This window comes from Micromonospora sp. DT229 (genome assembly GCF_049844505.1).
Taxonomy (GTDB): Bacteria; Actinomycetota; Actinomycetes; order Mycobacteriales; family Micromonosporaceae; genus Micromonospora.
The window spans coordinates 154,600-177,171 of record NZ_JBNCLD010000010.1; the positions used below are offsets into that span (position 1 = coordinate 154,600).

The window sequence follows — 22,572 nt, forward strand, 5'->3', positions numbered from 1 at the left end:
CCCCGACATTTCCCGGCCGTCGAACCGGCGATCAGTCGCCCCGGGTCACGCCCGGGTGATCGCGTTGGCGTGGATCGCCTCGTGCAGGTACGCCCCCAGCCCCGGCGCCATGGCCTCGTAATGGGCCAGGAACCGCTCGTCGGCCATGTACATGTCGGCCAGCCCGGTGTGGATCTCGTACGAGCACTCGTAGAACCACCGGCTGATGTGCTGCCGGTGTTCCTCGGCCAACTCCATCGCCGCCGGCCCGTCCGCCGGGGCGCCCGAGGCCATCAGCGCGACGATCCGCCGCCCCCAGTCCTCGGTCTCGCCCTTGATCCGCAGCCAGTCGTCCTTCGAGTAGCTCGACGCGCGCCGGTTCGACTCCCGGTACGCCTCGGTGCCACCCCAGCGCTGCTCCGCCTCCTCGGCGTGTGCCTCCGGCTCGAAGTCACCGAACACCTCGAAACGCTCCTGCGGGGTCAGTGGGATGTTCAACTTGTTCGCCTCCATCGCAAACTCGATCGCGGTGACCATCTCCTGCAACCGCTTGATCCGTACCGTCAGCAGCTCGTGCTGGCGGCGCAGGTGCGCGTCCCGGTCACCGGCCGGGTCGGCGAGGATCTCCGCGATCTGTTCCAGCGGGAACCCCAGCTCGCGGTAGTACCGGACCAGTTGCAGCCGCTCCAGGTCCGCCTCGCTGTAGCGGCGGTAGCCGGCGGCGGTGCGCCCACTGGGCGACAGCAACCCGATCTGGTCGTAGTGGTGCAGCGCCCGCACGGTCACCCCGGCGAGCTTGGCGACCTGACCCACGGTGTAAGCCATGGTTCCCTCCCTTCCGGCAACCACGGTCCCGCCTGCCGTTACGTGAGGGTCAAGTCCGATTCTGCGACATCGGCCACGGTCGCGGGGGCGGAGCGGGCCAGCACGGTACGCAGCTCATCCAGGGCGGTGGGCCGCCCGTACCGGTAGCCCTGCCCCTGCACGCAGCCGATCGCGGCTACCGCGTCGTGCTGCCGCTCGGTCTCCACCCCCTCGGCCACCACACCCAGGCCGTACGCCCCGGCCAGTCGGGTCACCATCTCCACCGTGGCGTACGCCCGGGTGTCCTCGGAGAGCCGGGCCACGAAGGACCGATCGATCTTCAGCTCGGTGGCCGGGATCCGGTGCAGGTAGCTCAGCGAGGAATAACCGGTGCCGAAGTCGTCGATGGCGATCCGGATGCCCAGCTCGCGGAGTTGGCTGAGCCGGTCGAGCACCGCCGCACTGCCCTCGATCAACGCCGACTCGGTCAGCTCCAGGGTCAGGGCCCGCGGGGCCAGCCCGGCCCCCGCGGTGGCCTCGGTGACGGTGGCGATGAGATCCGGTCGGCGCAGATGGGAGGCCACGATGTTCACCGCCACCGTGGCCGCCGGAACCCGGTCCTGCCAGGTGGCCGCCGCCCGGCACGCCTCGTGGATCACCCACCGGTCGATCGGCAGGATCAGCCCGGTCTCCTCCGCCAGGGGCAGGAACCGCCCCGGGGTCAGGGTGCCCAGCCGGGGATGACGCCACCGCACCAGCGCCTCGGCGCTGCGTACCGTGCCGGTGGCCAGGTCCACGATCGGCTGGAACTCCAGGTGCAACTGCTGCTCGTCGACCGCCCGCCGCAGGTCGGCGATCAGCTCCGCCCGGCTGACCGCGGACTCCCGCAGGGCCGGGGTGCACCGCCGGTACGCCGACTTGCCGGCCGCCTTGGCCGCGTACATCGCGATGTCGGCATCGCGCAGCAGATCCGTGTACGACTCGTGCTGCGGCCCGTACTCGGCGATGCCGATGCTGGCCGAGGGGTGGACCCCGACCACCTCCTCCCCGGCGGAGGGACGCAGCGAGGCCAACAACCGTTCCGCCAACCCCTCCGGGGTGGCCGCGGGCCCGGTGAGCAGCACCGCGAACTCGTCCCCACCGACCCGGGCGATCATGCCGTCGTCGGCCACCGCCCCCCGCATCCGGCTCGACAGGCCGGTCAGCAGGTTGTCCCCGGTGGTGTGCCCGAACCGGTCGTTGACCTGCTTGAAGCCGTCCAGGTCGAGCAGCAGGACGGCGACCGGCTGCGCACCCCCCAGGGCGGACCGCAGCCGACGGATGAAGGCCAACCGGTTCGGCAACCCGGTGAGCTGATCGACATAGGCGAGCTGCCGCAGCCGCCCCACCAGACGCAGGTTCTCGTTGGCCGCCAGGATCTGTCGCACCGCCAACGCCGCCAGCAGCGCCAACAGGGCCAGGAAGACCGGCAGCGGGCTGTGCCCGGAGATATCCCGGGCCAGCAGGGCCGCCGCGATCACCCCACCCACCGGCAGGTACGGCAGGGTCACCCGCCACCACGGCGGCAACGGCGCCTCGCCCGCCTCCTCGCCCTGGTGGCACCGCTGCGGGGCGGGGAGCAGGGTGGCCGCCCCGATCAGCAGGTAGCTCAGCGGCCAGAGCACGTCGACGAGGGTGCCGGTCTGATAGGTGCCGGCGGCCATCCAGGACACGTACATGGCGTCGGCCACCGCCCGGATGGTCAGGCTGGCCCCGAGCAGGGTCAGTGGACGCCATATCGGCCGCCCCGGCCCGATCACCACCACCAGGACGGTCAACTGCATCAGGTCGAGCAGGGGGTACAGCAGGCCGGCGTGGCGCAGCGGCTCGTGCAGGTCCGCCAGAGCCACGTTCCGGAACAGCAGCAGCCAGCCGATCGGAATCAACGCCAGCCCGACGATCACCCCGTCGAGCAGGGCCAGCGCCCGCCCCAGGGAGGTACGCGGCGCGGTCAGCGCACACAGCACCGCGACCGTCCCGGTGAGCAGACTCGCCGTGAAGATCAGCCCGACCGGCAGGGTGTGGGGCAGCTCCTGACCGGCCAGCCGCTGGGCGGTCCACAGTGCACGGCCGGCCAGGGAGAGCAGCATGGTGGCGGCCAGCAGCAGCCAGAACCGACGCAACGGGCGCGGGTGCCGACGGGCGGCACCCACACAGGCCAGTGCCGCCCAGCCGGCCACGATGAGCGCACCGAGGTCACTGACCAGGGCCGCACCCGGCAGGGCCAGGGCCAACCAGATGGTCTCGACGGCAACGACCGCGCCCGCGGTGAGCATCCCGACGCGGGCTGACCGGGACTGCCCGGCCGACCCCGCAGGTGCCTGCTCGATGGCCTTCCGCGACACGTCGTGGCTCCGGCTTTCTCTCGATCGCGCACCCTCGACGGCGAGGACGGGTCCTGGCAAATCCGGAAGAGACTAGCCATGCCGACGACCGCACCGCCAGATCCAGCCGGTCGGAGTCCGCAACCCGACGGCTCTCCGATCAATTGGTCATCGTCATCGGTGAGCGGGAAGCCACGCTGGGCGACGATCACCCCCGGGGGTCTATCTCCAGTCCTCCTCGGGGCGCGGCAGATGTTCCGACCACCCTTCGCCGGTCGGGCCGGGGGGACCCCCGTGGGTCCAGGGGGTCTCCTCCACCGCCGGGAAGGTCCCGGCCGGCACGTACGCCTCACTGAGAGTGGTGTAGCACAGCCGCTCCCCCACCTCAGGCACGCTGCCCGGGGTGGCGGTCAGCCCGCGACCCATCCCGCCGGACAGCTCCAACACCACCTCGGTCCTGCCGTCGGCCCCCGGAGTCACGAAGACCACCCGCGCCTTCTGCCCCGGCCGGCTGGTGCTGGACAGCGCCGCACCGACCCCTACCAGCACCGGGTCGGTGGTGACCACCTGGATCCGAGGACGCAGCACCGGCCGTCGACCACTGTCGTCGATCCGCCCCGGATCGGCCAACACCACCTCCCCGACGAAGGCCTCCCCGGTCAACCGGTACTCGGCCATCACCAGCGGATCGTCGTAGGCGCGCTGCACCGCGTACCGGGCTGCGGCCCGTTCCAGCCGATGCAGCCGGGCGGCCGCCGCCACCGCACCGTCGCGGCGCGGTTGGGGTGCACCCTCGGCGTCGACATGCTCGGCGTAGGCGGTGAAGGCGTCCCGGTCACCCTCCCACCGGGCGGGCACCCGGGCGCCGGGCGGCAGCGCCCGCAACAACCCCACCCCGCGCCACATCAGCTCCCAGGTGGGCGTCAACTGGTCGCGCAGCAACTTCTCCAGCTCCGCGTACGCCTCACCCCGGGCCGCCTCGTCCGCCTCGGCGGCCGCGTACGCCTCGATGGCCGGGGCCAGCCGCTCGTTGTCGAACCCCGGGTCGGTCGCCGGGCCGGCGGGCGGGCACCGGGCCGGGTCCTCGGCGTAGGCCGCCGCCTCGGCACCGGTCATCCTGGCCGGCGGGGCGATCCACCCCAGCAGTGCCGGCAGGTGCAGATCCTCCACCGCGCTCTGCCCGGTCGCCCAGTGCAGACTCAACGCCTGGGTCATCGCCACCAGCGCCGACGAGCCCGGATGCTCGGCCCGCTCGGCGAAGAAGGTCAGCCACCGGCCCAGCAACGGCACCTGCGGCGGCACCGGATGATCGCCGTCGACCCGCCGGAACCGGGTGGCCCGGCCCAGCAGCCGCAGGAAGGTCACCCCGGCCGGATTCGGCACCAGCACCTGGGGTGCATCAAGGTAGCGGTACCGCACCTCCCGCCCCCGGTCGACCGACACCGCCTCGTTGGCGCCCCGGTGCGCGTCCACATAGGGCAGTACGGTGGCCGCCAACTCGGCCACGAAGGCGAACCGTTGATCCCGGTTACGCGGCTGCGGCACGATCAGCAGCCGCCCCTCGCCCGGTGCCGCGCCGACCATCGCCGCCAGCGGAGCGTTCGCCTCCCCCGCCATGGCCAACGGCACCAGCACCAGGGGCCGCCGCGACAGATGCAGATGCCGGACGGTGGCGACCGGTTGGGCCACCCCGGCGGCCACCGCCTGCGCCGCCGCCAGCGCCCGCAGGCTACTCACGCCGCCCCGCCGAGGGCTCCGGTCGCTCCGGTGAAAGCTCCTGCCGCTCCCCCGAGGGTGCCGGTCGCTCCGCCAAAGGCTCCGGTCGCTCCGCCGAGGGCTTCGGCGCGTAGGCGGGCGGCGGTGCGCAGCAGGGCCGCGGCCTCGGTCCGCTGGGGGTCGGCCACCGGTTCACCGGCGGCCAGCGCCAGAACCTCCTCCACCCGGTCGATGCCGCCGAGGGCCTCGCGGACCGGGCGCCCCAGCGCCCCGGTCTGCCCGCGCGCCTCGTCTCGACAGAAGTACGCCAACTCGCAGGTGGCCAGGCAATCCGGTGCGTAGCGGGCCGACACCTGGGACAGCGCCGCGACCAGGGTCGCCGGGTCAGCGGCCGGGTCAGCGGTGAACTCGGCGGGTACGGCAGCCAGCAACTCGTCGAGCTGATCCATCCGGTCCAGTTGTCGGCGTACCACCAGCAGTTGCTTGCGGACGTCCAGCAGGTGGGCCACCGGCTGGTTGGTGAAGTCGCGCGGGCAGATCAGCACCACCTCGTGCGACACCAGCTGCGGATCGTGCCCTAGCGCGGCGAGCAGTTCCCGCAGGGCCAGTACGTACACCGCCGACTGGATCGCCGCGGCGGCCAACTTGGCCCCGTCGGCCTGTCCGTCGACGACCGGAAAGGACTTGATCTCGACCACGTGGAACCGGCCGCCCAGCCGCGCGGCCACCAGGTCCGGCTCCAGATGCACCCGCCGCCCGGCGACCTCCAACCCCAACAACGGATGATCGAACAACGCCGCAGCCTGGTCAGCGCCCTGGTCCGGCTCCGCCTGGCCGGGCGTCGACGCAGGGTCGAGTCCCTGCGCCTGACCGGGGACCGGCACGTCGGGCTCGTGGGCCTGTGCTGTCACGGCTGCGGTGAGCAGGGCGGCGGAGCGCTGCGCCCGATCGGCCACCTCCTCGCCGTCACCGAGATCGGTCCAGCTCGCCATCGCCGGCACCGGCACCCCGAGTCGCGCGGCCACCAGGCGCAGCAGCTCGGCACCCCCGTCGGCCTTCACCTGCGCCTCGAACGCGTTACCTCGGGTGATGGCGAACCGGGACTGGCCGAACCTGGCGGGAAACCCGATCCGCTCGGCCAGCGACGGCTTGTCCACCCCGGCACCATCCAGGATGGCCCGGCGGTTGCAACCCGGGTTACCGGTCAACGCCGCGATCGTCCGCGCGTTGTGTCGCCGCGGCGGCAATCCACCCCGAATCGCCGCCAACCGCTGCTCGCTGCTCGTCACGACACGCCACCCTAGCCGTTACCCTCCCCACCCCCCTCCCCCGCGCCCCCGCGCCCCACCCCCGCCCTCACCCCGCCGATCTTGCACTTTCAGTCGCCGATACACGGCTTACGCCCGATACACCCCGTTGATCATGAGGTTGACGGCAGTGCGAAGATCAACGACTGCCGCCAACCTCATGATCAACGGGGGTGGGGGTGGCGGGGTGGGTGGGGAGGGGTGGGTTAGGGGGTGGGGAGCCAGATGGGTTGCCAGTTGGGGATTTCGTGGTAGCGGCGTAGTTCGGCTAGGCCGGAGACGGAGCCGGCCCAGGCGGCGTACGGCGGGTTCTGCTCGTCGAAGCCGCTCTGCACGAAGGTGAGCCTGGTCTTCCCGTCGGACTCGGCCAGTTCAAAGGTCGTCACGCCGGGCGCCCCCCAGTCGACGGACATCCGCCGGCCGGGCTCCAGGTCGACGATCTTGGCGGCGTCACCGTGCTCAAGGCCGCCCATGGCGTACCGGCCACCGAGCCAAGGCTCGATGCCGATCGGGTAGCCGAACCAGGCGGTGGCCTGCTCCGAGTCGGTCAGCGACTCCCAGACCTTGTCGGCGGGGGCGTTGATGACCAGTTCAGCGCGGAAATCGGCGCTGGTGAAGTCCGTCTTCGGCAGCAGTGGACTGCCTTCCAGGTAGGCACCCAGGTTGGCGGTCGCCAGCGCCCAGTAGGTCTGGAGCACCCCCCGGATGCTGGTGCCGTTGACGACGTCGTTGAAGTCGTAGTGGGTCTGCGACAGGTGCAGCACGGTGGCATCCGGCCCGTCCGGACGCAGGGTGATCTCGGTGGTGGTCTCCTCCCCGTCGAGTAACCAGGCGAAGCGCAGCCGCTCGTCGTCGACGTGCAGCAGTCGCTGGTGCGGGGCGTCGCCCTCGGGGGTGTAGCGGCCCCAGAACTCGTACCGCTTCGGCAGGTCGACCTCAACATGCTCGGCCAGCCAGATCCGCAGCTCGGCCGGATCGGTCAGGGCCTGGTGCACCCGCGCGATCGGTGCGGTCAGGCGTACGGCGAAGGTCATCGGTTCAGTCACGGTCGGTCTCCTTCGGGTAGCAGGCCACGGCGAGTTTGAAGGCGTCACCTTCGGCGCCGCCGTAGCGGGTGAACAACTCCTGTAACGCGGACTGGAGGTCGTGCAGGAATTCCTGCCGGCGCTCGGCCGGCACCCGGATCTCGCCGGAGACGCCGATCGAGGGCAGTTCGGGTGCGCTGCGGTCGAGGGCGGCGACGTCGGCCTGGACCTCCTCCATCAGGTCCAGCAGGTAGCCCAGGCTCAACTCGTCGCGGGTGCGACGCAGCCCGATCCGCCCCACCACCCGGGGCGAGAGCCAGTACGACCGGGCGGCGGCCTGGTAGATCCCCTCGGTGATGCCGCGGACCTTGCGCTGGTCGACCTGCTCCACCAGCCCGGCCCCGACCAGCTGCTTGATGTGGTAGTAGACCCGCTGCGGGGTCTGTTCCAGCCGGGTGGCCACCTCGGTACAGGTGCGCGGCTCGGCCAACTGCCGCAGCACCTCGACACGCTGCGGCTTGAGCAGCACCTCGGCCTGCTCGATCTGTTCCAGGTACAGGACATCTCTCATGGCAAAAATCAGCTTGTACGTACAAAATCTGTTTGTCAATCGATCCGACGAAGGCCGCGCCGGGCGATCCGACGCGGCCTTCGTCGATCAGGAGGTCAGTGGGTCAGGAGGTCAGTGGGTCGACGGGTCAGGCCAGCCAGTCCGGGCGCAGCGGGTACCCGTTCACCCCGTCGGGGCCGTTGCGGGTGGCCACCACCTGGTGCAGTTGGATGCCGTTGCGTTCGAACGCCAACCGCGAACCGGCCATGTAGAGCCCCCACACCCGGGCCGTGCCGGTGCCCACCTCGCCGACGCAGAAATCCCAGTGCTCGACCAGGTTCCGGCACCAGGCCGCCAGGGTCAGGGCATAGTGCTGGCGCAGGTTCTCCTCATGGTGCACCTCCAGCCCGACGTCGTGGATCTCGCTGATCAGCCGACCCGGACCGGCCAACTCGCCATCGGGAAAGACGTACCGGTCGATGAAGGCCCCGGAGCGGTGCGGCGCCCGGTTGTCCGCCCGGGTGATGCAGTGATTGAGCAGGCGCCCCTCCGGCCGCAGCCGGTCGGCGAGGGAACCGAAGTACGCCGGGTAGTTACGGACCCCGATGTGCTCGGTCAGGCCGATCGAGGAGACCGCGTCGAACTGCTCGGGCGGGGCGTCCCGGTAATCCAGGTGCCGCACCTCGGCCAGCCCGGTCAAGCCCTCCCGCTCGATCGCGGCCTGGGCCCACTGGGCCTGCGCTCGGGACAGCGTCACCCCCAGGGCCTTGACCCCGTACTCGCGGGCCGCGTGCCGGACCATGCCGCCCCAACCGCAGCCCACATCCAGCAGCCGCATCCCCGGGCGCAGCGCCAGCTTGCCCGCCACCAGGTCGTACTTGCTGGCCTGGGCCTGCTCCAGGGTGTCGTCCGGGCTGCGGTACACCGCGCAGGTATAGGTCATCGACGGCCCCAACACCTTCTCGTAGAAGGCGTTGGACACGTCGTAGTGGTGCGAGATGGCGCTGCTGTCGCGCAGGCGCGAATGCCGCAGCCCGCTCACCACCCGCTTCCAGCGCGGCACCGCCTCCTGCGGCGGGGCCGGCGGCGGCAGCAGGCGCTCCCAGCCCAGCCCGCGTACCAGCGCCAACCCCTCGGCCAGCGCCGGTGGGCGCAGCCGCAACTCGTCCTTGACCACCCGCAGCGCCTCGTACGGGTCGCCCGGGTGCACCCCCTGGATGGTCAGATCCCCGCTGACGTACGCCCGCGCCATGCCCAGGTCACCCGGGGCGGTGAGCAGGTACGACAACCCTCGCTCGGTGCGGATCGACAGGGTGATGCCGGCGTCGGTGGGCCCGATGGCGCTGCCGTCGTAGCCGGTGACCCGCACCGGCAGCGGTCCTTCGGTCACCGCCCGGACGACGTCCGCCACGGTCGGTCCACGCCGCCCGGACCCCGGCGGCGGGTTGGCGGCGGCGCCGGCTGTTCCCTGGTCTCGGTCCGTCAGGCTCATGCCGGCACTCCGTTCCGCGCCGCATCCACGCCGAGCCTGATGATTCGTGCGCTCATGCTCGTGCTACCGCCTTTTCGTACAGTCCGGTGAGGCGATGCTCCGGGTCGTACCGGTCCCGCACGGCACGCCATGTGTCGCCGCCGTAGAGCCGGTCGAACGAATCCCGGTCGTAGTACGCGTCGGAGTAGAGCGACTTGTGCCCGCCCACCTCCGACACCGCGCGCTCGATCTCCCGGTTGACGTCGCCGTCGGCGGCGCCCTCGGCGATCGGCACAGTTCCCCAGAACCCGATGTTGACGTAGTCCTGTGCCGGCCGTAGTGGATACAGCGGCCAGGACCGGGCCGATCCGGCGCCCGTCGGCTCGCGCAGCCGCAGCGGGCACAACCACACCGGGGTCATCCGCACCCGGTCGGCGAACCAGTGCAGGAATTCCGCCGTACGGTCCAGCGGAATCTCCACGTCCTGCACGACCCGCTCCCGGGCCGGTTGGCCGCGCCAGCGGTCGATCCGGGCGGCCACCTGATGCCGGTGCTCCAGGCGCACGATGCGGTGATAGACGTCGCTGCGCCGCCACCGCGCCGGCCACAGCCGTCGTACCACCGGATGCTGCACCCCGAAGGCGGCCGAGCACCAGAACCAGTCCGTGTCCCAGCGCCACAGGTAGTCGTGGGTGGTCAACGCGTCTTCCCGGCGCCGCCGCAACGAGCGGTAGTAGATGTCCTGCCCGGTGTAGTCGGACACCGCCGGCACCTCGTCGGCAAAGGTGCCCAGCACCAGGTACGCCTCGTCGGGGCTGAACATCACCCCGTCCAGGGCGTCCACCGGCCGCCCCTGCCAGCTGCGGTCGGCCGTGATCTGGCCGATGGCGGCGGTCAGCTCGGCCAGGTCGGTGAACCGCACATTGCGCAGGGCGACGAAGCGGCGGACCGGCTGCAACTCGATGCGCAGTCGGGTGGCGTAGCCGAGGCTGCCCAGCGAGTTGGGGAACGCCGCGAACAGGTCGGCGTGCTCACCCTCGGGTCGGGCACTGATCACCTCCCCGGCGCCGGTCAGCACGTCCAACTCGATGACGGACTCGTGCGGCAACCCGTTGCGGAAGGAGGTCGACTCGATGCCCAGCCCGGTCACCGCCCCACCGAGGGTGATGGTGCGCAACTGCGGCACCACCAACGGCATCAGCCCGTACGCGAGGGTCGCCTCGACCAGCCGTTCGTAGGTGCACATGCCCTGCACCTCGGCGGTGCGGGCGACCGGGTCGACACCCAGGACCCCGTCTAGCCCGCTGACGTCCAAACCGGTCGAGCGGGGTGCGTTACGCGGACGGAACAGGTTGGAGGTGCGCTTGGCCAGCCGAACCGGCTGACCCGGTGGCACCGCATGGTACGACCGTCGCAGCTGAGTCACCGCCCGGTCGTGATCACGCACAGCGCGCATGGGATCACTTTACGCGCCGGCGTTGCGTGGGGATGCCCCTGAGGGCATTTCGGATACTCCGTGTCTGCGGTATCCGCCCGCGGTGGGGCGGGCCTAGCGTGGAGTCATGCCGAAAGCTGTGTGGAACGACCTGATCATCGCCGAGAGCGAGGACACCGTGGTGGTGGAGGCCCACACCTTCTGCCCGTGGAAGGGGGCACCGCCTCCTACTACACCCTGGAACACGCGGGCCGGACCAGCGCCGACGCGGTCTGGTACTACCCGCAACCACTGCCGGAGGCGGAGATGGTCCGCGACCGGGTGGCCTTCTGGAAGGACGTGCGGGTCGTCGACTGAGTCACCGCGGCAGGGGGCGGCTGGCCCAGCCCGGGCGGCGTGGACCAGGATGCCGGCATGTCGGAAACCGAGGGATCGGGCCGGGTCTACGGCACCCACCGTCGGGGCCTGCTCCGCGATCCGCTGCTGAGCACGGCCCTGGGGGTCGGGCTCGTCGGCGTCCTGGTCGGGGTGCTGTTCGCCACCGGGGTGCTCGGCGGTGGGGACCCGCCACCCTCCCCCACGGTGCTGAGCATTCCGGCCGCACCCAGCCCGACCGAGACCGAGCCGACCCTGACCCCCGTCCAGGAGCCCGAGGCCACGCCTTCGGCGAGCCCCACCCCCGCCCCGGACCCGGTGGTCGGCACGAGGGTGGTCCGCGGGGTCGGCTCGGGCCTGTGCCTGGGGCTCGACGGTGTCGGCGAGATGGCCCTGGCCGAGTTGGCCGGGTGCACCGGCGGGCCGGAACAGCAGTGGGTGGTCAACCGGTTCGGCCCGGACACGGTCACCCTGACCAGTGCCGCGTACAACCAGTGCCTGGACGTCGAGGGTGGCAGCGGCGACGACGGCGCCCGGGTGTTGCAGTTCCGCTGCCACGGCGAGGCCAACCAGCAGTGGCGCCTACAGCCGGTCGACGGCGGCGCGACCCTGCTGGTGGCCGTGCACAGCGGCAAGTGCGCCCAGGTCAACGGCGGCGGCGCGGCGGCCGGTGACGACCTCGTCCAGGCCCCGTGCGACGGCAACCCCGCCCAACGCTGGACCCTCCAGTGAGCCGGAGAAGGAGCTAGCGCCGACCTCGACGGGCCCGCAGATAGTCGCTGACCACGTACTCGCCCAGGTCCTCGGTGTCCGGGGTGAAGACCCGGCCACCGCTGCGCCGGGCCACCGCGTCGACGAACCGACGCAGCCCGGGGTCGTCGCCGAGCATGAACAGGTTCAGGGTCGCCCCGCGCCGACCCAGCCGGTCCACCTCCCGGATCGTCGCATCGATCGTCTCCGGTAGCGGTGGCCAGCAGAACACCGCCTCCCCGTCCTCGGGATCCAGATGGGCGGTGGGCTCCCCGTCGGTGACCACCAGCACCACCGGCTCGGCGTCCGGATGACGACTCAGGTGCCGACCGGCCAACCGCAGCGCGTGTTGAAGGTTCGTGCCCTGGGCCAGGTCCGGCTCCACCGCCGCCAACTCCTGCTGGCTGAGCGTCGCCGCCTCCCGACCGAATCCGATGATCTGCAAGGCGTCCTGCGGGAACCGGGTGGCCATCAGGTGGGCCAGGGCCAGGGCGGTCTGCTTCATCGGCCCCCACCGCCCCTGCGAGATCATCGAGTACGACAGGTCCACGCAGAGGGCCACCGCCGCGGAGGCCCGCCGCTCGGTCTCGACCACCTCGAAGTCCGACACCGCCAGCCGTACCGGCACCCCCGGCCCGGACCGGGCCACCGCCCGGGTGAGGGTACGCACCACGTCCAGGGGCTGCTCGTCGCCGTACTCCCAGGGGCGGGAGGCCCCACTGACCTCGCCTGCCGCCCCCGCCGAACGCAGGTCGTGCCGCCCGCGTGGGCCGGCGGTCAGCTCGGCGAAGACCTGACGCAGGGCGGTACCACCGAGCCGGCGCAACGCCTTCGGGCTGAGGGTCAGCCCCTCGGCGTCCCGGGTCACCCACCCCTGCCGGCGCAGCTCACGCTCCAGCTCCCGCAACTGGCGTACGTCCTCGGCGGCGTCGCGGCCCAACGTCCGGGCGACCGCCTCGACGTCGATGTCGTCGAGGGTGGCCCCGGGATGTGCCTGGCCCAGTTGGTCGAGCAGGTCATCCAGCTCGGCCACCTCGTCGAGCACCCCGGTCGCCTCGCCGTAGCCCAGGGGCTGACCGCCCTGGGTCCGCTCGCCGCGCCCCCAGCGCAGATCCGGTCGCAGGGACCGCAGGTTCTGCTCCAGCGCGGCCAGCTCCCCGGCCAGCCGGTCACCGAGGGACTGCCGCATCAGCTCGGCGAGCTCCGTACGCTGCCGCTCGGACAGCGAGTTCATCAACCGCTGCCCGGCCGCCGCCCGGCGGGCCAGCAGCTCGATCAGTTCGTCGACGTTTCCCGGTCGCTCCGGGAAGAACTCGCCGTGCCGACGCATGAACTCGGCGAAGGCGTCCGTGGTGTCCTCGGCGCGGGCGTGCCGGGCCAGCAGGGCGTTCAGGTCCCGCATCATCTCGGCCAGCCGCTGCTGCACGGCCGGGTCGGCCGCCAACTGCGCCGACTCGCGCAGCCCCGCGAACCGCTGGCTGAGCACCTCGTCCCGCAGCCCGTCGAGGATCCGCTGGTAGAGCTGCCGAGCCTCGTCGCTGGCCCACTGGTAGCCGGCCAGCTCCCGCACGGCCTGTGCGGTGGATCGTGGCAGGTTGCCCAGCATGGTCTCGGCGAACCGGGCCTGTTCGTCCTGCCGGTTCGCCAACTCGTCCCGTTCGGCCGCCAGGGCCTGGTCGAGCAGGGCCCGGGCCCGGGTCACCGCCCCGTCCAGCTCGCCCCGACGCAGCACCTCCCGCCGCAGTCGCCGGGCCCGGGCGGTCAACTCGTCGAGCCCGCGGGACCCCTTGGGGCCTCGGCGCAGCAGGTCACGCAGGGCCTGGCGCAGGCTGCCCCCGGCCAGCACCTCCTGGCCCACCTGATCCACCGCTGCCTGCACGTCGTACGGCGGGGCCAGGGGGTCGGGGCCGCCGCGCCACTGCCCGTACCGGAACCGGTTGCCGGCCATGATCAGTCCCGGCTGCCGTAGCGGGTCCGCCCCGAGTCGGTCACGTCCTTGCCCAACCGACGGCTCAGGTGCAGTCCTTCCAACACGAACTCGACCGCGGCGGCGGCCTGCCCGGGACTCGGGGCGTCGCCGACACCGAGCCGGTCCAGCACCTTGGCCAGGCCGGGCACCGTGCCCACCTGGCTCAGCAGGTCGGTCGCGGAGACCAGTTCCCCGGTCTCGATGGCCTTGCCGTCCTCGACCAGGGCGGTGAATCCGGACAGGTCCAGGCCGGCCAGCCGGGCCCGGAAGGTCTCCGCGGTGGCGGTACGCAGCAGGTGGCCGAGGATCTCGGCCTCCCGGCCCTCCTCCCCGCTCTCGAACTCCACCTTGCCGCGCAGGGTAGAGGTCACCGACACGGCATCCCCCACCCGAGCGACCGCCTCGGGTGTAAGGAAGGGCCCCTTATTAACGTCTCCGGTAGAGGAAGGGCCCCCTGTTAACACCTCGTCATCGCCGGGCGATACGGCGGCGAGCAGGCTGGCGCGGCGCAACGCGGCGGCGGCGACCGTCTCCGCGGCGGCGATGGCGAACCGGGCGGAGACCCCCGAGCGGGGATCCACCGAGGGCGAGTCGCGTACCGCCCGGGCGAATCGGGCCAGCACCTCCAGTACGTGCTCCGGCACCTCGGCGACCAGGTCGGCCTCCTGCCGGATCAGCGCCAGCTCCAACTCCAGGTCGGTCGGGTAGTGGGTACGGATCTCGGCGCCGAAGCGGTCCTTGAGCGGGGTGATGATCCGCCCCCGGTTGGTGTAGTCCTCCGGGTTGGCGCTGGCCACCAGGAGCAGGTCCAGCGGGAGTCGCAACTGGTAGCCGCGTACCTGGATGTCCCGTTCCTCCAGCACGTTGAGCAACGCCACCTGGATCCGCTCGGCCAGGTCGGGCAGCTCGTTGACCGCGAAGATGCCCCGATTGGTACGCGGTACCAGACCGAAGTGGATCGTCTCCGGGTCGCCGAGGGTGCGCCCCTGCGCCAGCCGGATCGGGTCGACGTCGCCGATCAGGTCGCCGACGCTGGTGTCCGGGGTGGCCAGCTTCTCCCCGTAGCGCATCGAGCGGTGCAGCCAGCCGACCGGCAGGTCGTCGCCGGCCTCGGCGACCAGCGCCCGCGACGACGGGGTGACCGGGTGCAGGGGGTGCTCGTTGAGCACCGATCCGGCGATCACCGGGGTCCACTCGTCCAACAGCTCCACCAGGGATCTGATCAGCCGGGTCTTGCCCTGGCCGCGCTCGCCGAGCAGCACCATGTCGTGTCCGGCCAGCAGCGCCCGTTCCACCTCGGGCAGCACGGTGTCGTCGTACCCGACGATGCCGGCGAATCGTGGCGTGCCGGCCCGCATCCGGGCCAGCAGGTTGTCGCGCAACTCCTGCTTGACGGTGCGGTATCGCCACCCGGCGGTGCGTAGCGCGCCGAGGGTGCCGGGCAGATCGGGCGACGGGACCGGAGTTGCCGGAAAGCTGCTCACCAGACCACGCTAGCTCGCACTCGCCGCGATCAGGTCTGCTCGCCCGACCGGGTCGGATTGTCGATACCGCAGGGTCCCGGACGGCGGCGCGGAGAGCAAAGACGATCGATGCGGTACGCGATCTGTCCGAACCCGAACGCTCGTACTCCTGATCGCCGCGCCGCTGCTGATCGGGGCGCGCCTGCTGATGGTCGGCGGCGATCGCCCGGTCTCGGACGACGGCCCGCCACCACCCCTGACCAGGGGCGAATCGACCGGAATCGTGACCGTCACCGTCGGCGGAGTCGTCCGGCTGAACTTCACCCTCCCCTGACCAGGGGATCAGAGGGTGGCCAGGGCGGTGTCGATGGCCTCGCGCTGGGCCTGGTCGGAGTAGCTGGCCGAATCGACGGCCGCCAGCACGTTCAGCCCTTCGACCAGGGCCACCAGGCTGATCGCGGTGGCCGTACAGTCGGTCGGCGACCGGTCCGGGCGCACCTCGGCGACCAGAGCGGCGATCCGGTCGACGAACCGGCGGTTGTAGGACCGGTGCAGGTCGGCCAGGACCGGATCGGCCAGGGCGGCGGCCAGGAAACCCACCCACACCCGCGACTGCTCCCGCTTCTCCTCGGTCGGCGAGGCCGCCTGCCACAGCACGGCCCGTAGCGCCGCCCGGGGGGTGTCCGCCGCCGCCTGCGCCGCGTCGGCCTGTTCGCCGGTACGCCGGTGCAGCAGTTCCCGGGCGTGCACCAGCAGCGCCTGCTTGTCGGCGAAGGTGTGCAGGACCATGCCGGTGGTGCAGCCGGCCCGCTCGGCGACCGCCCGCAGGGTCAGGCCGGGCAGACCCCGTTCGGCCAGCACCGACCAGGTGGCCGCCGACAGCCGCTGCTGCTGGTCGACCAGGTCACGTCGTCTGGCCATCCGTACCCCTTCCGGGAGAGCCGATCCGTAGCGTACGTTACGGTAACGCTTGTTACGGAGTCTGGGCGGAAGGAAGGTCACCATGGTCCTCGTCGACCAGGAGCCGTGGGAGTCCACCGACGCGGTCCGGCTGCGCGAGGCGCAGCGCGCCGAACTCGACGCCCGCTACGGCAACGACAACCACGAGCCGGGCGAGGAACCGAGCGCCGCGAGCATCCCCGTCTTCCTCGTCGCCCGCGACGCCGACGGCACCGCCGTGGGCTGCGGCGGCCTGCGCCCGCTCACCCCCGACTCCGCCGAGATCAAACGGATGTACGTCGTCCCGGCCGCCCGGGGCACCGGCGTCGCCGTCGCCATCCTGCGCGCCCTGGAGCACCAGGCCCGCGAGATGGGCGTACGCACCCTGCTGCTGGAGACCGGCACCGCCCAGCCCGACGCCATGCGCTTCTACGAGCGCGAGGGCTACCACCGCATCGACAACTTCGGCCCGTACCGGGGGGCGCCGTTGTCCATCTGCTACGCCCGCGACCTACCCTGACCGGCCCTCGTCGGTGGCTGCTGGTCAGCGTCCGATACGGGCCCGGAGCATTCCCGATACGGCGGCCAGCCCGGTGACCGGGCGGAACGCCCGCGCCGCGTTGACCAGAGCGGCGTACTCGTCCTCGGTCAGGTCGATCTCAGCGGCTGCGGCGTTGCGTTCCATCTGCTCCACAGTGGAGGCCCCCGGAATCGCCACCACGTTGGGGTGCCGCAGCACGTACGCCAGGGCGATCTGGCTCGGGGTGGCGTCGTGCGCGGCGGCCACCTGCCGCAGGGTCTCGATCAGGGAAGTGCCGCGTTCCAGGTTCTCCGGCAGGAAGTACGGGTTGGCCCGGCGCACCGCCCCGACCGGTGGATGATTCGCGTCGTACCGCCCGGAGAGGAACCCCTGCCCCAACGGGCTGTACGCGATGACCAGGCGACCGGCCTGCTCCGCGTACGGCAGAAGGTCTTCCTCCGGCTTGCGGTCGATCAGGCTGTAGCGCACCTGGTTGCTCAACACCCGACGGCCCAGCGCGGCCTCGGCGACCTGCCAGCGACGCAGGCTGTAGTTGCTCACCCCCACCTCGGCGACCAGGCCGACCTCCTGCAGGGCACGCATCCCCCGCATGGTGTTCTGGTCGCTGACCACCGGGTTGGGTTGATGCACCTGGTAGAGATCGATGTGGGTGGTCCCGAGCCGGGCCGCCGAGGCGACCGCCCGCTGCTGCACCAAGGCGGCCACCGGCAGCACCGGAAATATCTTGGTCGCGACGGTGACCTTGTCTCGGGCCTCGGCCAGGGCGGTGCCGAGGATCCGCTCGCTGCGACCGAAACCGTACAGTTCCGCGGTGTCGAAGAGGGTGACACCCAACTCGACCGCCCGCCGGACGATGGCCCCCGCCAACTTCTCGTAGTCCGGGCCGTAGCCCCACTCCCGCGACCCGAACTGCCAGGTGCCGAGGCCGATCTTGGACAGGGGTTTCGGGGTGTCGAGCCGCACGTAGCGCATGGCTGGAACGGTACCCGGCACCGCCCGACCCCAACACCGATCAGCCCGACTGGAACGGGGTCGGCACACTGCGGCCTGCTGGACGGCCCGGCCGGAGCCGTTTCGCTCCGGCCCGGTGGGCACCAGGGCTCACTTGTGCTCGACGTGGTAGGCGCCGTCGCTGGCCGCAGCGCCTTCGATGAGCGCTTTCCAGGTCGTCCCGTCGAGGTCGAAGGTGTCGAGGAGATAGCCGGAGACCGCCTCGGCGACCAGGGCCACGCGGGCGGGATCCTCGTCGCTGGTCTCGGCTACCTGCTCGCCGGCCACCCCACCGAGGGTGTGTTCACCGTCGGTGATGGTGAACAGGCTCTTGGGCGTTGGGCTCAGGTGGTAGGCGTCGGTGAACCAGTCCGGCCCACGGGTGGACATCGCCGACTGGTCCTTGCCGCCCGCGATGACGAGGGCCGGCGTGGTCATCGTGGCGAAGTCCGGCCGCATGAACGGCAGATGCTCCACCGCGAAGGGGGTGAGCGAGTCGCCGGTGCCGGTCGCGGTGAGCAGCGCCCCGGCCTTGACCAAGGGATGGGAGAAGTCCTCCCCGGGGGTGCCGTCGGCGTCGAGCACGCGGGCACCGAGGAGGGTGCCGACGCTCTGACCACCCCAGGAGTGCCCGGCTGCGGCGACACGCTCCCGGTCGATGCGGCCGGCCAGCCCCGCTCGGCCGAGGATGTCGTCGAGGTTGTCCAGGACGGCGTGCAGGTCGGCGATTCGGACTCGCCAGATGGCGCCGAATCGCGGGTCGTCGAACCCCAGGCCGTGGCGGCGGGAGTCGAGGTGGGTCGGTTGGACGACGACGAAGCCGGCGGCGGCCCACCGGTCGACGAGCGGCTCGTAGGCGTCCATGGACCAGGCGTTGCCGTGCGAGAACACAATCACCGGGAGGTCGTGGCCGGACACCGGGGCGGTGACCTTGACCGCCAGGTCGAAGTCGCGCCCGGTGGTGGGCACGGGGACGGGTTTGATCGCCATGATCTGCTGTGCGCGTTGGTGCAGGTGCATGCTGTCGCTGCTTCCTCTGCGATGGGGAGGGCGCCTGCCACAATTGGGCGGAACACTGTTCCGTCGAACTTAGCGGAACAATGTTCCGCCGACAAGGGGAGGAACTGTGACCGAGTCGCCCGGGGCACGCGAGGCAGGCGTACGCCGCACCCGCGAGGCGCTCCTCGCCGCCGCCGCGGCGGTGTTCGTGGAGCAGGGGGTGCAGGCACCCATCCGGGACATCGCCGGGCGGGCCGGAGTGGGCCTCGGCACGGTCTACCGCCACTTCCCGAACCGTGCCGAACTGGTCACCGCGGTGTACCACCACCAGATCGAGGAGTGCGTGGCGCTGGCCTCGGCACTACAGCGGGAGGACATCCCGCCCGGCGAGGCGCTGACCCGCTGGATCGGGGCCTTCGTGGAGTTCCTGGTGACCAAGCACGGGCTCGGGGTCGCCCTGCAGTCCGACGACCCGAGCCTGCTCACCCTGCATTCGCTGATGCTCGACGAACTCGTCCCGGCCTGCGCGTCGCTGATCGCCGCAGGCGTGGCCGCAGGCGAGATCGACCCCGGCGTGACCGCGTACACCCTCATGCGCGCCGTGGGGAACCTGTGCATCCTCGGCCCGGGCTACGGGCGGGACCAGGCGCAGGACATGGTGGCCCGCCTGCTCGTCGGATGCCGCAGCGCCCGGTGAGGCATCTCGCCATCACAAATCGGCGCCGGTCAAAGTCTGGCGTCAGCTCGGTGCCGGACGGGTCCGCTACCCACTGGTCCGTGACGTCCCGTTCGGCGAGGAGAACCACCACGCCGACAAAACGCCCATCCCGCCCTGCTCAACACATCCCGGCCACAGTAAACAGACTTTGCTCTGGCTCTGGAATCGCACTCGTCTGCAGTGGACCCCAGGCATGAAACTCCAGGTCAGGAACACCTCATCCAACTACACATCGACCCTGGGACCTGCTGCCACCAGCTCTTCAACCGCCCTCAGCCAGCACCTTCGGGAACATACGCTTGCGCAGCGAAGCCCGTCGACGTAAGATCAACTACGCGATTCCGTTTGGCGCAGGACTCAACGCCCGGAATGCGCGAAGGCAGGTGTCGGGGTTCCAGCCATCGCAATTTTTCTTCGGAGGATCCGAGAATGAGGATCAGAGTTAGTTCACGAAAGATCGCAGCCGCTGCGGCTGGGCTTCTCATCGCTGTTGCATCCACATTGGTGGTGGCCTCTCCGGCCCATGCCGCCAGGTGGAGGAGTATCTCGGGCACCGTTTACAGCAACGCGAGTTACTTCTGCTCTAGCAACATTCGCTACAAGGAGGGCAACGGAGTCGTTGAGGCAAAGTTCAGCGCTCTCCCGCAAAGCGGGTTGAGGATCGGCCCCGCCTCCACTAATTGCAGCCTGCTCAAATACTCCGATTTTCATACCCTAAACAACACGCAAACACTCTACTCCGGCATGTCGAACGGATACCAGTTCAAGAACATGTTCCGTCGAATTAGTTGGTGCGATTTCAATTGCGGATCAAACAACTTCACAGGACAGCAGTACTACTAGGTCGCATGCCACGCTAGTCAGTTACGGCCATCAACAGTAGAGCGAAGCGCACCCAGTTTGCCGATTAGTTTCACTGGATGGGTGGGACAGCATCACCACGCCACTCTACGAGGCGACTACTGGCGAGCTCGGAATTCCAGACTTCTCGCGGCCGTACGTTTCGTGCAGAGAGATTGAACAGGAAGGCAACGAATTGGGGAAGTTGCTTCAGCTCTTGGTGCCACGAGAGCACGCAAAGCAGAGCCCCAGCGCAAATCTGAACTCCGAGGCACTCGACTTACGCAAGGTTCACTCTGGCTCGGCCACTATTCTGGCTGGCGTGTTGCTGTTGACGAGCGCCTGCAGCAATAGCGCTGCTGAAGGTGGGGGGAGCGACAGTCCTCCTGCGCTCACACATCAGGAGGCCGAGCGGGAGTATCGGGACGAAGCCGAGAAGTGGCCACTTCCCAGCGACTGGAAGTGGCCACCGGAACCCATTTACAAGGACGTAGCGGCTGATGGAGCTGGGATAGTTTACGGCCTCAATACCGGTAGCGTCGATGCAACTTCGTATTGGTTCTGCGCATGGAGTCGCACACTGATCAACGCGACGGTGGAAGCCGATCGAGTCGCCGCCTTGGCGCAGGTGCTACGGGTCCCTGAGACTCCATTTTACAAAGTCGGCCTCTTGCCAAATGACAGGGCGACTCTGGATTCCAAGCTGGACGCTACTCGTGCTGGCGACCTGCGCCCGCTGACAGAGACCACTGAGTTGAACTGCCCGGTGCCACCCCGGTGAGGAAAGCCCTGGGAATTCTGGTGGGCCTAGCTCTGACGGCGGTAGGGGGCGCTGGTGGGGTAGCAGCTACATTGGCACTCAGGGAGGACGGACAATCTCCCACGGCGGGCATCGCGGGGGCTTCGGCGCCAGATCCGCGCACAGTGGAAGTTGTGCGCCGCGACATTAGGGCTGTCGTTGCTATTGACGGCACTATGCTCCCGCTCCCCACCTTCAGCATTCCCGCGCCCAGTGATGGGATCGTGCGGCACACCTGGGTCGGTGGACAAGGCGGTGAAGTAAGCGAGGGTGCGCCGGTGTTCAGGTTGAAGGCGCGAGATGTCAGGTCATCCGTCGCAGCGCGGTTCGAGCGATGGCTGGTTCCCGACGGCGGGAAGGTCGTGCGTGGTGTGCCTGTCGCGGAACTGCGGTATCTCGGGTTTGGGCTACAGGGTTCTCTGCCGCCGACCGACGCGTACCGTCTCCTGAGCGGAGATCTGAAGGCGACTGGGTCGATAACAGATGGGCCGGCTGGGTTCGACTGCACATTGTTAGAGGTGCCGTCGGTCGAGCCGAACCCCGAGGCAGGCGCTGCCGCCAGTCCGACGGTCGTCTGCGCTGTCCCCCAAGACGTGCGTGCATTTGCTGGCCTTCAGGGTCAGATCGCGATCACGAGCGGGCAGGTCACCAACGTTCCCACGCTCCCGGTGACAGCGGTCGCGGGATCCGCCGACCGAGGCGAGGTGTCGCTGGTGCTGGATGACGGGACTGTCACCATTCGCGAGGTTGGGCTCGGCGCAACCGACGGCGCAATCGTGGAAATCACTTCCGGACTCGATGCTGGTATGCGGGTACTCGCTTCGCCTCCGGCTCTTGTGCGATAGCGATGCATGCCCTTCAAGTCAACGGTCTGAACAAGGCGGTCGGCCTCTCCCTCGGCGAGCGTCTGCAGATCTTGCGTGATGTGAACCTTTCGGTGCACGGTGGGGAGCTCGTGGCCGTGGTAGGACGGTCAGGGAGTGGAAAGAGCACGCTACTCGCAATGCTCGGACTTCTCGCCCGGCCCGACAGCGGAGCCGTCTACATCGCTGGTCACGACACCGCCGGGCTCACCGACTCAGCCAGGTCGCATCTGCGTAGTGCGCATATCGGTTTCGTGTTCCAAAACTACTCTCTGTTGCCGCACCTGACGGCTGCCCAGAACGTGGCGCTGCCATTCATGCAAGGCAAGCGGGTCCCCGCGAAGGAGATTCGACTACGAGTGGATGAGGGGCTGGCGTCGGTCGGACTCGACGCTCGCAGAAATGCTTATCCTCGCCAACTGTCAGGGGGCGAACAACAACGGGTTGCGGTGGCACGTGCGCTTGTGAGAAAGCCACGTGTCATCCTGGCAGACGAGCCCACAGGCTCCCTGGATGAAGCGACGGCGGAAGACGTGCTCGATCTCCTGATCGGCGAGGCGCGGGGCAATGGGACGGCCTTGGTGCTGGTGACTCACGATGTAGAGGTTGCGGCAAGGGCAGATCGTGTCATGCGCCTGCGCGACGGCACCCTGCACGACTCGGTGGCATGACATGC

18 protein-coding genes and 1 pseudogene are annotated in these 22,572 nt (G+C 70.1%); 6 read left to right on the top strand and 13 right to left on the bottom strand.

The features are described from left to right. Nucleotides 1-45 precede the first annotated feature (45 nt). From ACLQ2T_RS18075 to ACLQ2T_RS18110, 8 genes are all read right to left on the bottom strand, one after another. On the bottom strand, nucleotides 46-804 hold the full coding sequence (locus tag ACLQ2T_RS18075; RefSeq protein WP_425767518.1) for a MerR family transcriptional regulator: 759 nt from the start codon (nucleotides 802-804) through the stop codon (nucleotides 46-48). 38 nt (nucleotides 805-842) lie between these two features. Next, nucleotides 843-3,167 (bottom strand): putative bifunctional diguanylate cyclase/phosphodiesterase, encoded by a 2,325-nt coding sequence (locus tag ACLQ2T_RS18080; protein ID WP_425767519.1) that lies wholly within the window; start codon nucleotides 3,165-3,167, stop codon nucleotides 843-845. 201 nt (nucleotides 3,168-3,368) lie between these two features. After that, the gene (locus ACLQ2T_RS18085) at nucleotides 3,369-4,883 is read right to left on the bottom strand and encodes a hypothetical protein (RefSeq protein ID WP_425767520.1); all 1,515 of its coding nucleotides are present in this window, start codon (nucleotides 4,881-4,883) and stop codon (nucleotides 3,369-3,371) included. Beyond that, a complete protein-coding gene (locus tag ACLQ2T_RS18090; protein ID WP_425767521.1) occupies nucleotides 4,880-6,151 on the bottom strand; it encodes a hypothetical protein in 1,272 nt (423 codons plus the stop codon). Before ACLQ2T_RS18090 ends, ACLQ2T_RS18085 begins: the two co-directional genes overlap by 4 nt. 224 nt (nucleotides 6,152-6,375) lie before the next feature. Next, nucleotides 6,376-7,215, bottom strand: coding sequence for an SRPBCC domain-containing protein (locus ACLQ2T_RS18095; RefSeq protein ID WP_425767522.1), 840 nt, complete (start codon nucleotides 7,213-7,215; stop codon nucleotides 6,376-6,378). Beyond that, the gene (locus ACLQ2T_RS18100; protein ID WP_425767523.1) at nucleotides 7,208-7,765 is read right to left on the bottom strand and encodes a helix-turn-helix domain-containing protein; all 558 of its coding nucleotides are present in this window, start codon (nucleotides 7,763-7,765) and stop codon (nucleotides 7,208-7,210) included. Before ACLQ2T_RS18100 ends, ACLQ2T_RS18095 begins: the two co-directional genes overlap by 8 nt. A 127-nt stretch (nucleotides 7,766-7,892) precedes the next feature. Beyond that, the gene (locus ACLQ2T_RS18105; RefSeq protein ID WP_425767524.1) at nucleotides 7,893-9,236 is read right to left on the bottom strand and encodes a class I SAM-dependent methyltransferase; all 1,344 of its coding nucleotides are present in this window, start codon (nucleotides 9,234-9,236) and stop codon (nucleotides 7,893-7,895) included. A 52-nt stretch (nucleotides 9,237-9,288) separates the two neighbouring features. After that, nucleotides 9,289-10,671 (bottom strand): FAD-binding oxidoreductase, encoded by a 1,383-nt coding sequence (locus tag ACLQ2T_RS18110; protein WP_425767525.1) that lies wholly within the window; start codon nucleotides 10,669-10,671, stop codon nucleotides 9,289-9,291. Nucleotides 10,672-10,777: 106 nt separating this feature from the next. Between ACLQ2T_RS18110 and ACLQ2T_RS18115 the strand changes: the two are divergent. Both ACLQ2T_RS18115 and ACLQ2T_RS18120 read left to right on the top strand, forming a co-directional pair. Next, nucleotides 10,778-11,007, top strand: a pseudogene (locus ACLQ2T_RS18115) (DUF427 domain-containing protein). Between the two features lie 57 nt (nucleotides 11,008-11,064). Beyond that, nucleotides 11,065-11,757 carry an RICIN domain-containing protein gene (locus ACLQ2T_RS18120; RefSeq protein WP_425767526.1) on the top strand — a complete coding sequence of 231 codons (693 nt, stop codon included), beginning with the start codon at nucleotides 11,065-11,067 and terminating at the stop codon, nucleotides 11,755-11,757. A gap of 13 nt (nucleotides 11,758-11,770) precedes the next feature. On the opposite strand, the gene ACLQ2T_RS18125 is transcribed toward ACLQ2T_RS18120, so the two are convergent. From ACLQ2T_RS18125 to ACLQ2T_RS18135, 3 genes are all read right to left on the bottom strand, one after another. After that, the gene (locus tag ACLQ2T_RS18125) at nucleotides 11,771-13,723 is read right to left on the bottom strand and encodes a vWA domain-containing protein (protein WP_425767527.1); all 1,953 of its coding nucleotides are present in this window, start codon (nucleotides 13,721-13,723) and stop codon (nucleotides 11,771-11,773) included. Between the two features lie 2 nt (nucleotides 13,724-13,725). Beyond that, nucleotides 13,726-15,228, bottom strand: a complete 1,503-nt coding sequence (locus tag ACLQ2T_RS18130; RefSeq protein WP_425767528.1) for a magnesium chelatase — start codon at nucleotides 15,226-15,228, stop codon at nucleotides 13,726-13,728. Between the two features lie 321 nt (nucleotides 15,229-15,549). Then, on the bottom strand, nucleotides 15,550-16,128 hold the full coding sequence (locus tag ACLQ2T_RS18135) for a TetR/AcrR family transcriptional regulator (protein WP_425767529.1): 579 nt from the start codon (nucleotides 16,126-16,128) through the stop codon (nucleotides 15,550-15,552). Nucleotides 16,129-16,210: 82 nt separating this feature from the next. On the opposite strand from ACLQ2T_RS18135, the gene ACLQ2T_RS18140 reads away from it, so the two are divergent. Then, on the top strand, nucleotides 16,211-16,666 hold the full coding sequence (locus ACLQ2T_RS18140; protein WP_425767530.1) for a GNAT family N-acetyltransferase: 456 nt from the start codon (nucleotides 16,211-16,213) through the stop codon (nucleotides 16,664-16,666). A 24-nt stretch (nucleotides 16,667-16,690) separates the two neighbouring features. Here ACLQ2T_RS18140 and ACLQ2T_RS18145 read toward each other — a convergent pair whose 3' ends face one another. Both ACLQ2T_RS18145 and ACLQ2T_RS18150 read right to left on the bottom strand, forming a co-directional pair. After that, nucleotides 16,691-17,659, bottom strand: a complete 969-nt coding sequence (locus ACLQ2T_RS18145) for an aldo/keto reductase (RefSeq protein WP_425767531.1) — start codon at nucleotides 17,657-17,659, stop codon at nucleotides 16,691-16,693. 129 nt (nucleotides 17,660-17,788) lie between these two features. Then, nucleotides 17,789-18,697, bottom strand: coding sequence for an alpha/beta hydrolase family protein (locus tag ACLQ2T_RS18150; protein ID WP_425767532.1), 909 nt, complete (start codon nucleotides 18,695-18,697; stop codon nucleotides 17,789-17,791). Nucleotides 18,698-18,803: 106 nt separating this feature from the next. Here ACLQ2T_RS18150 and ACLQ2T_RS18155 point away from each other — a divergent pair, with 106 nt between their 5' ends. From ACLQ2T_RS18155 to ACLQ2T_RS18165, 3 genes are all read left to right on the top strand, one after another. Continuing rightward, nucleotides 18,804-19,373: a TetR/AcrR family transcriptional regulator gene (locus tag ACLQ2T_RS18155; protein ID WP_425767533.1), complete on the top strand. Its 570-nt coding sequence runs from the start codon at nucleotides 18,804-18,806 to the stop codon at nucleotides 19,371-19,373. Nucleotides 19,374-21,311: 1,938 nt separating this feature from the next. Further along, nucleotides 21,312-21,878: a hypothetical protein gene (locus ACLQ2T_RS18160; protein WP_425767534.1), complete on the top strand. Its 567-nt coding sequence runs from the start codon at nucleotides 21,312-21,314 to the stop codon at nucleotides 21,876-21,878. 2 nt (nucleotides 21,879-21,880) lie between these two features. After that, the gene (locus tag ACLQ2T_RS18165) at nucleotides 21,881-22,567 is read left to right on the top strand and encodes an ABC transporter ATP-binding protein (protein WP_425767535.1); all 687 of its coding nucleotides are present in this window, start codon (nucleotides 21,881-21,883) and stop codon (nucleotides 22,565-22,567) included. The last annotated feature ends 5 nt before the right edge of the window (nucleotides 22,568-22,572 follow it).

Excerpts from the sequence above, each read along its gene's own strand:
- ACLQ2T_RS18135 (WP_425767529.1), bottom strand. The coding sequence starts at position 16,128 with ATGGCCAGACGACGTGACCTGGTCGACCAGCAGCAGCGGCTGTCGGCG.
- ACLQ2T_RS18110 (WP_425767525.1), bottom strand. The coding sequence starts at position 10,671 with ATGCGCGCTGTGCGTGATCACGACCGGGCGGTGACTCAGCTGCGACGG.
- ACLQ2T_RS18150 (WP_425767532.1), bottom strand. The coding sequence starts at position 18,697 with ATGCACCTGCACCAACGCGCACAGCAGATCATGGCGATCAAACCCGTC.
- ACLQ2T_RS18165 (WP_425767535.1), top strand. The coding sequence starts at position 21,881 with ATGCATGCCCTTCAAGTCAACGGTCTGAACAAGGCGGTCGGCCTCTCC.
- ACLQ2T_RS18120 (WP_425767526.1), top strand. The coding sequence starts at position 11,065 with ATGTCGGAAACCGAGGGATCGGGCCGGGTCTACGGCACCCACCGTCGG.
- ACLQ2T_RS18125 (WP_425767527.1), bottom strand. The coding sequence starts at position 13,723 with ATGGCCGGCAACCGGTTCCGGTACGGGCAGTGGCGCGGCGGCCCCGAC.
- ACLQ2T_RS18100 (WP_425767523.1), bottom strand. The coding sequence starts at position 7,765 with ATGAGAGATGTCCTGTACCTGGAACAGATCGAGCAGGCCGAGGTGCTG.
- ACLQ2T_RS18140 (WP_425767530.1), top strand. The coding sequence starts at position 16,211 with ATGGTCCTCGTCGACCAGGAGCCGTGGGAGTCCACCGACGCGGTCCGG.
- ACLQ2T_RS18145 (WP_425767531.1), bottom strand. The coding sequence starts at position 17,659 with ATGCGCTACGTGCGGCTCGACACCCCGAAACCCCTGTCCAAGATCGGC.
- ACLQ2T_RS18075 (WP_425767518.1), bottom strand. The coding sequence starts at position 804 with ATGGCTTACACCGTGGGTCAGGTCGCCAAGCTCGCCGGGGTGACCGTG.
- ACLQ2T_RS18105 (WP_425767524.1), bottom strand. The coding sequence starts at position 9,236 with ATGAGCCTGACGGACCGAGACCAGGGAACAGCCGGCGCCGCCGCCAAC.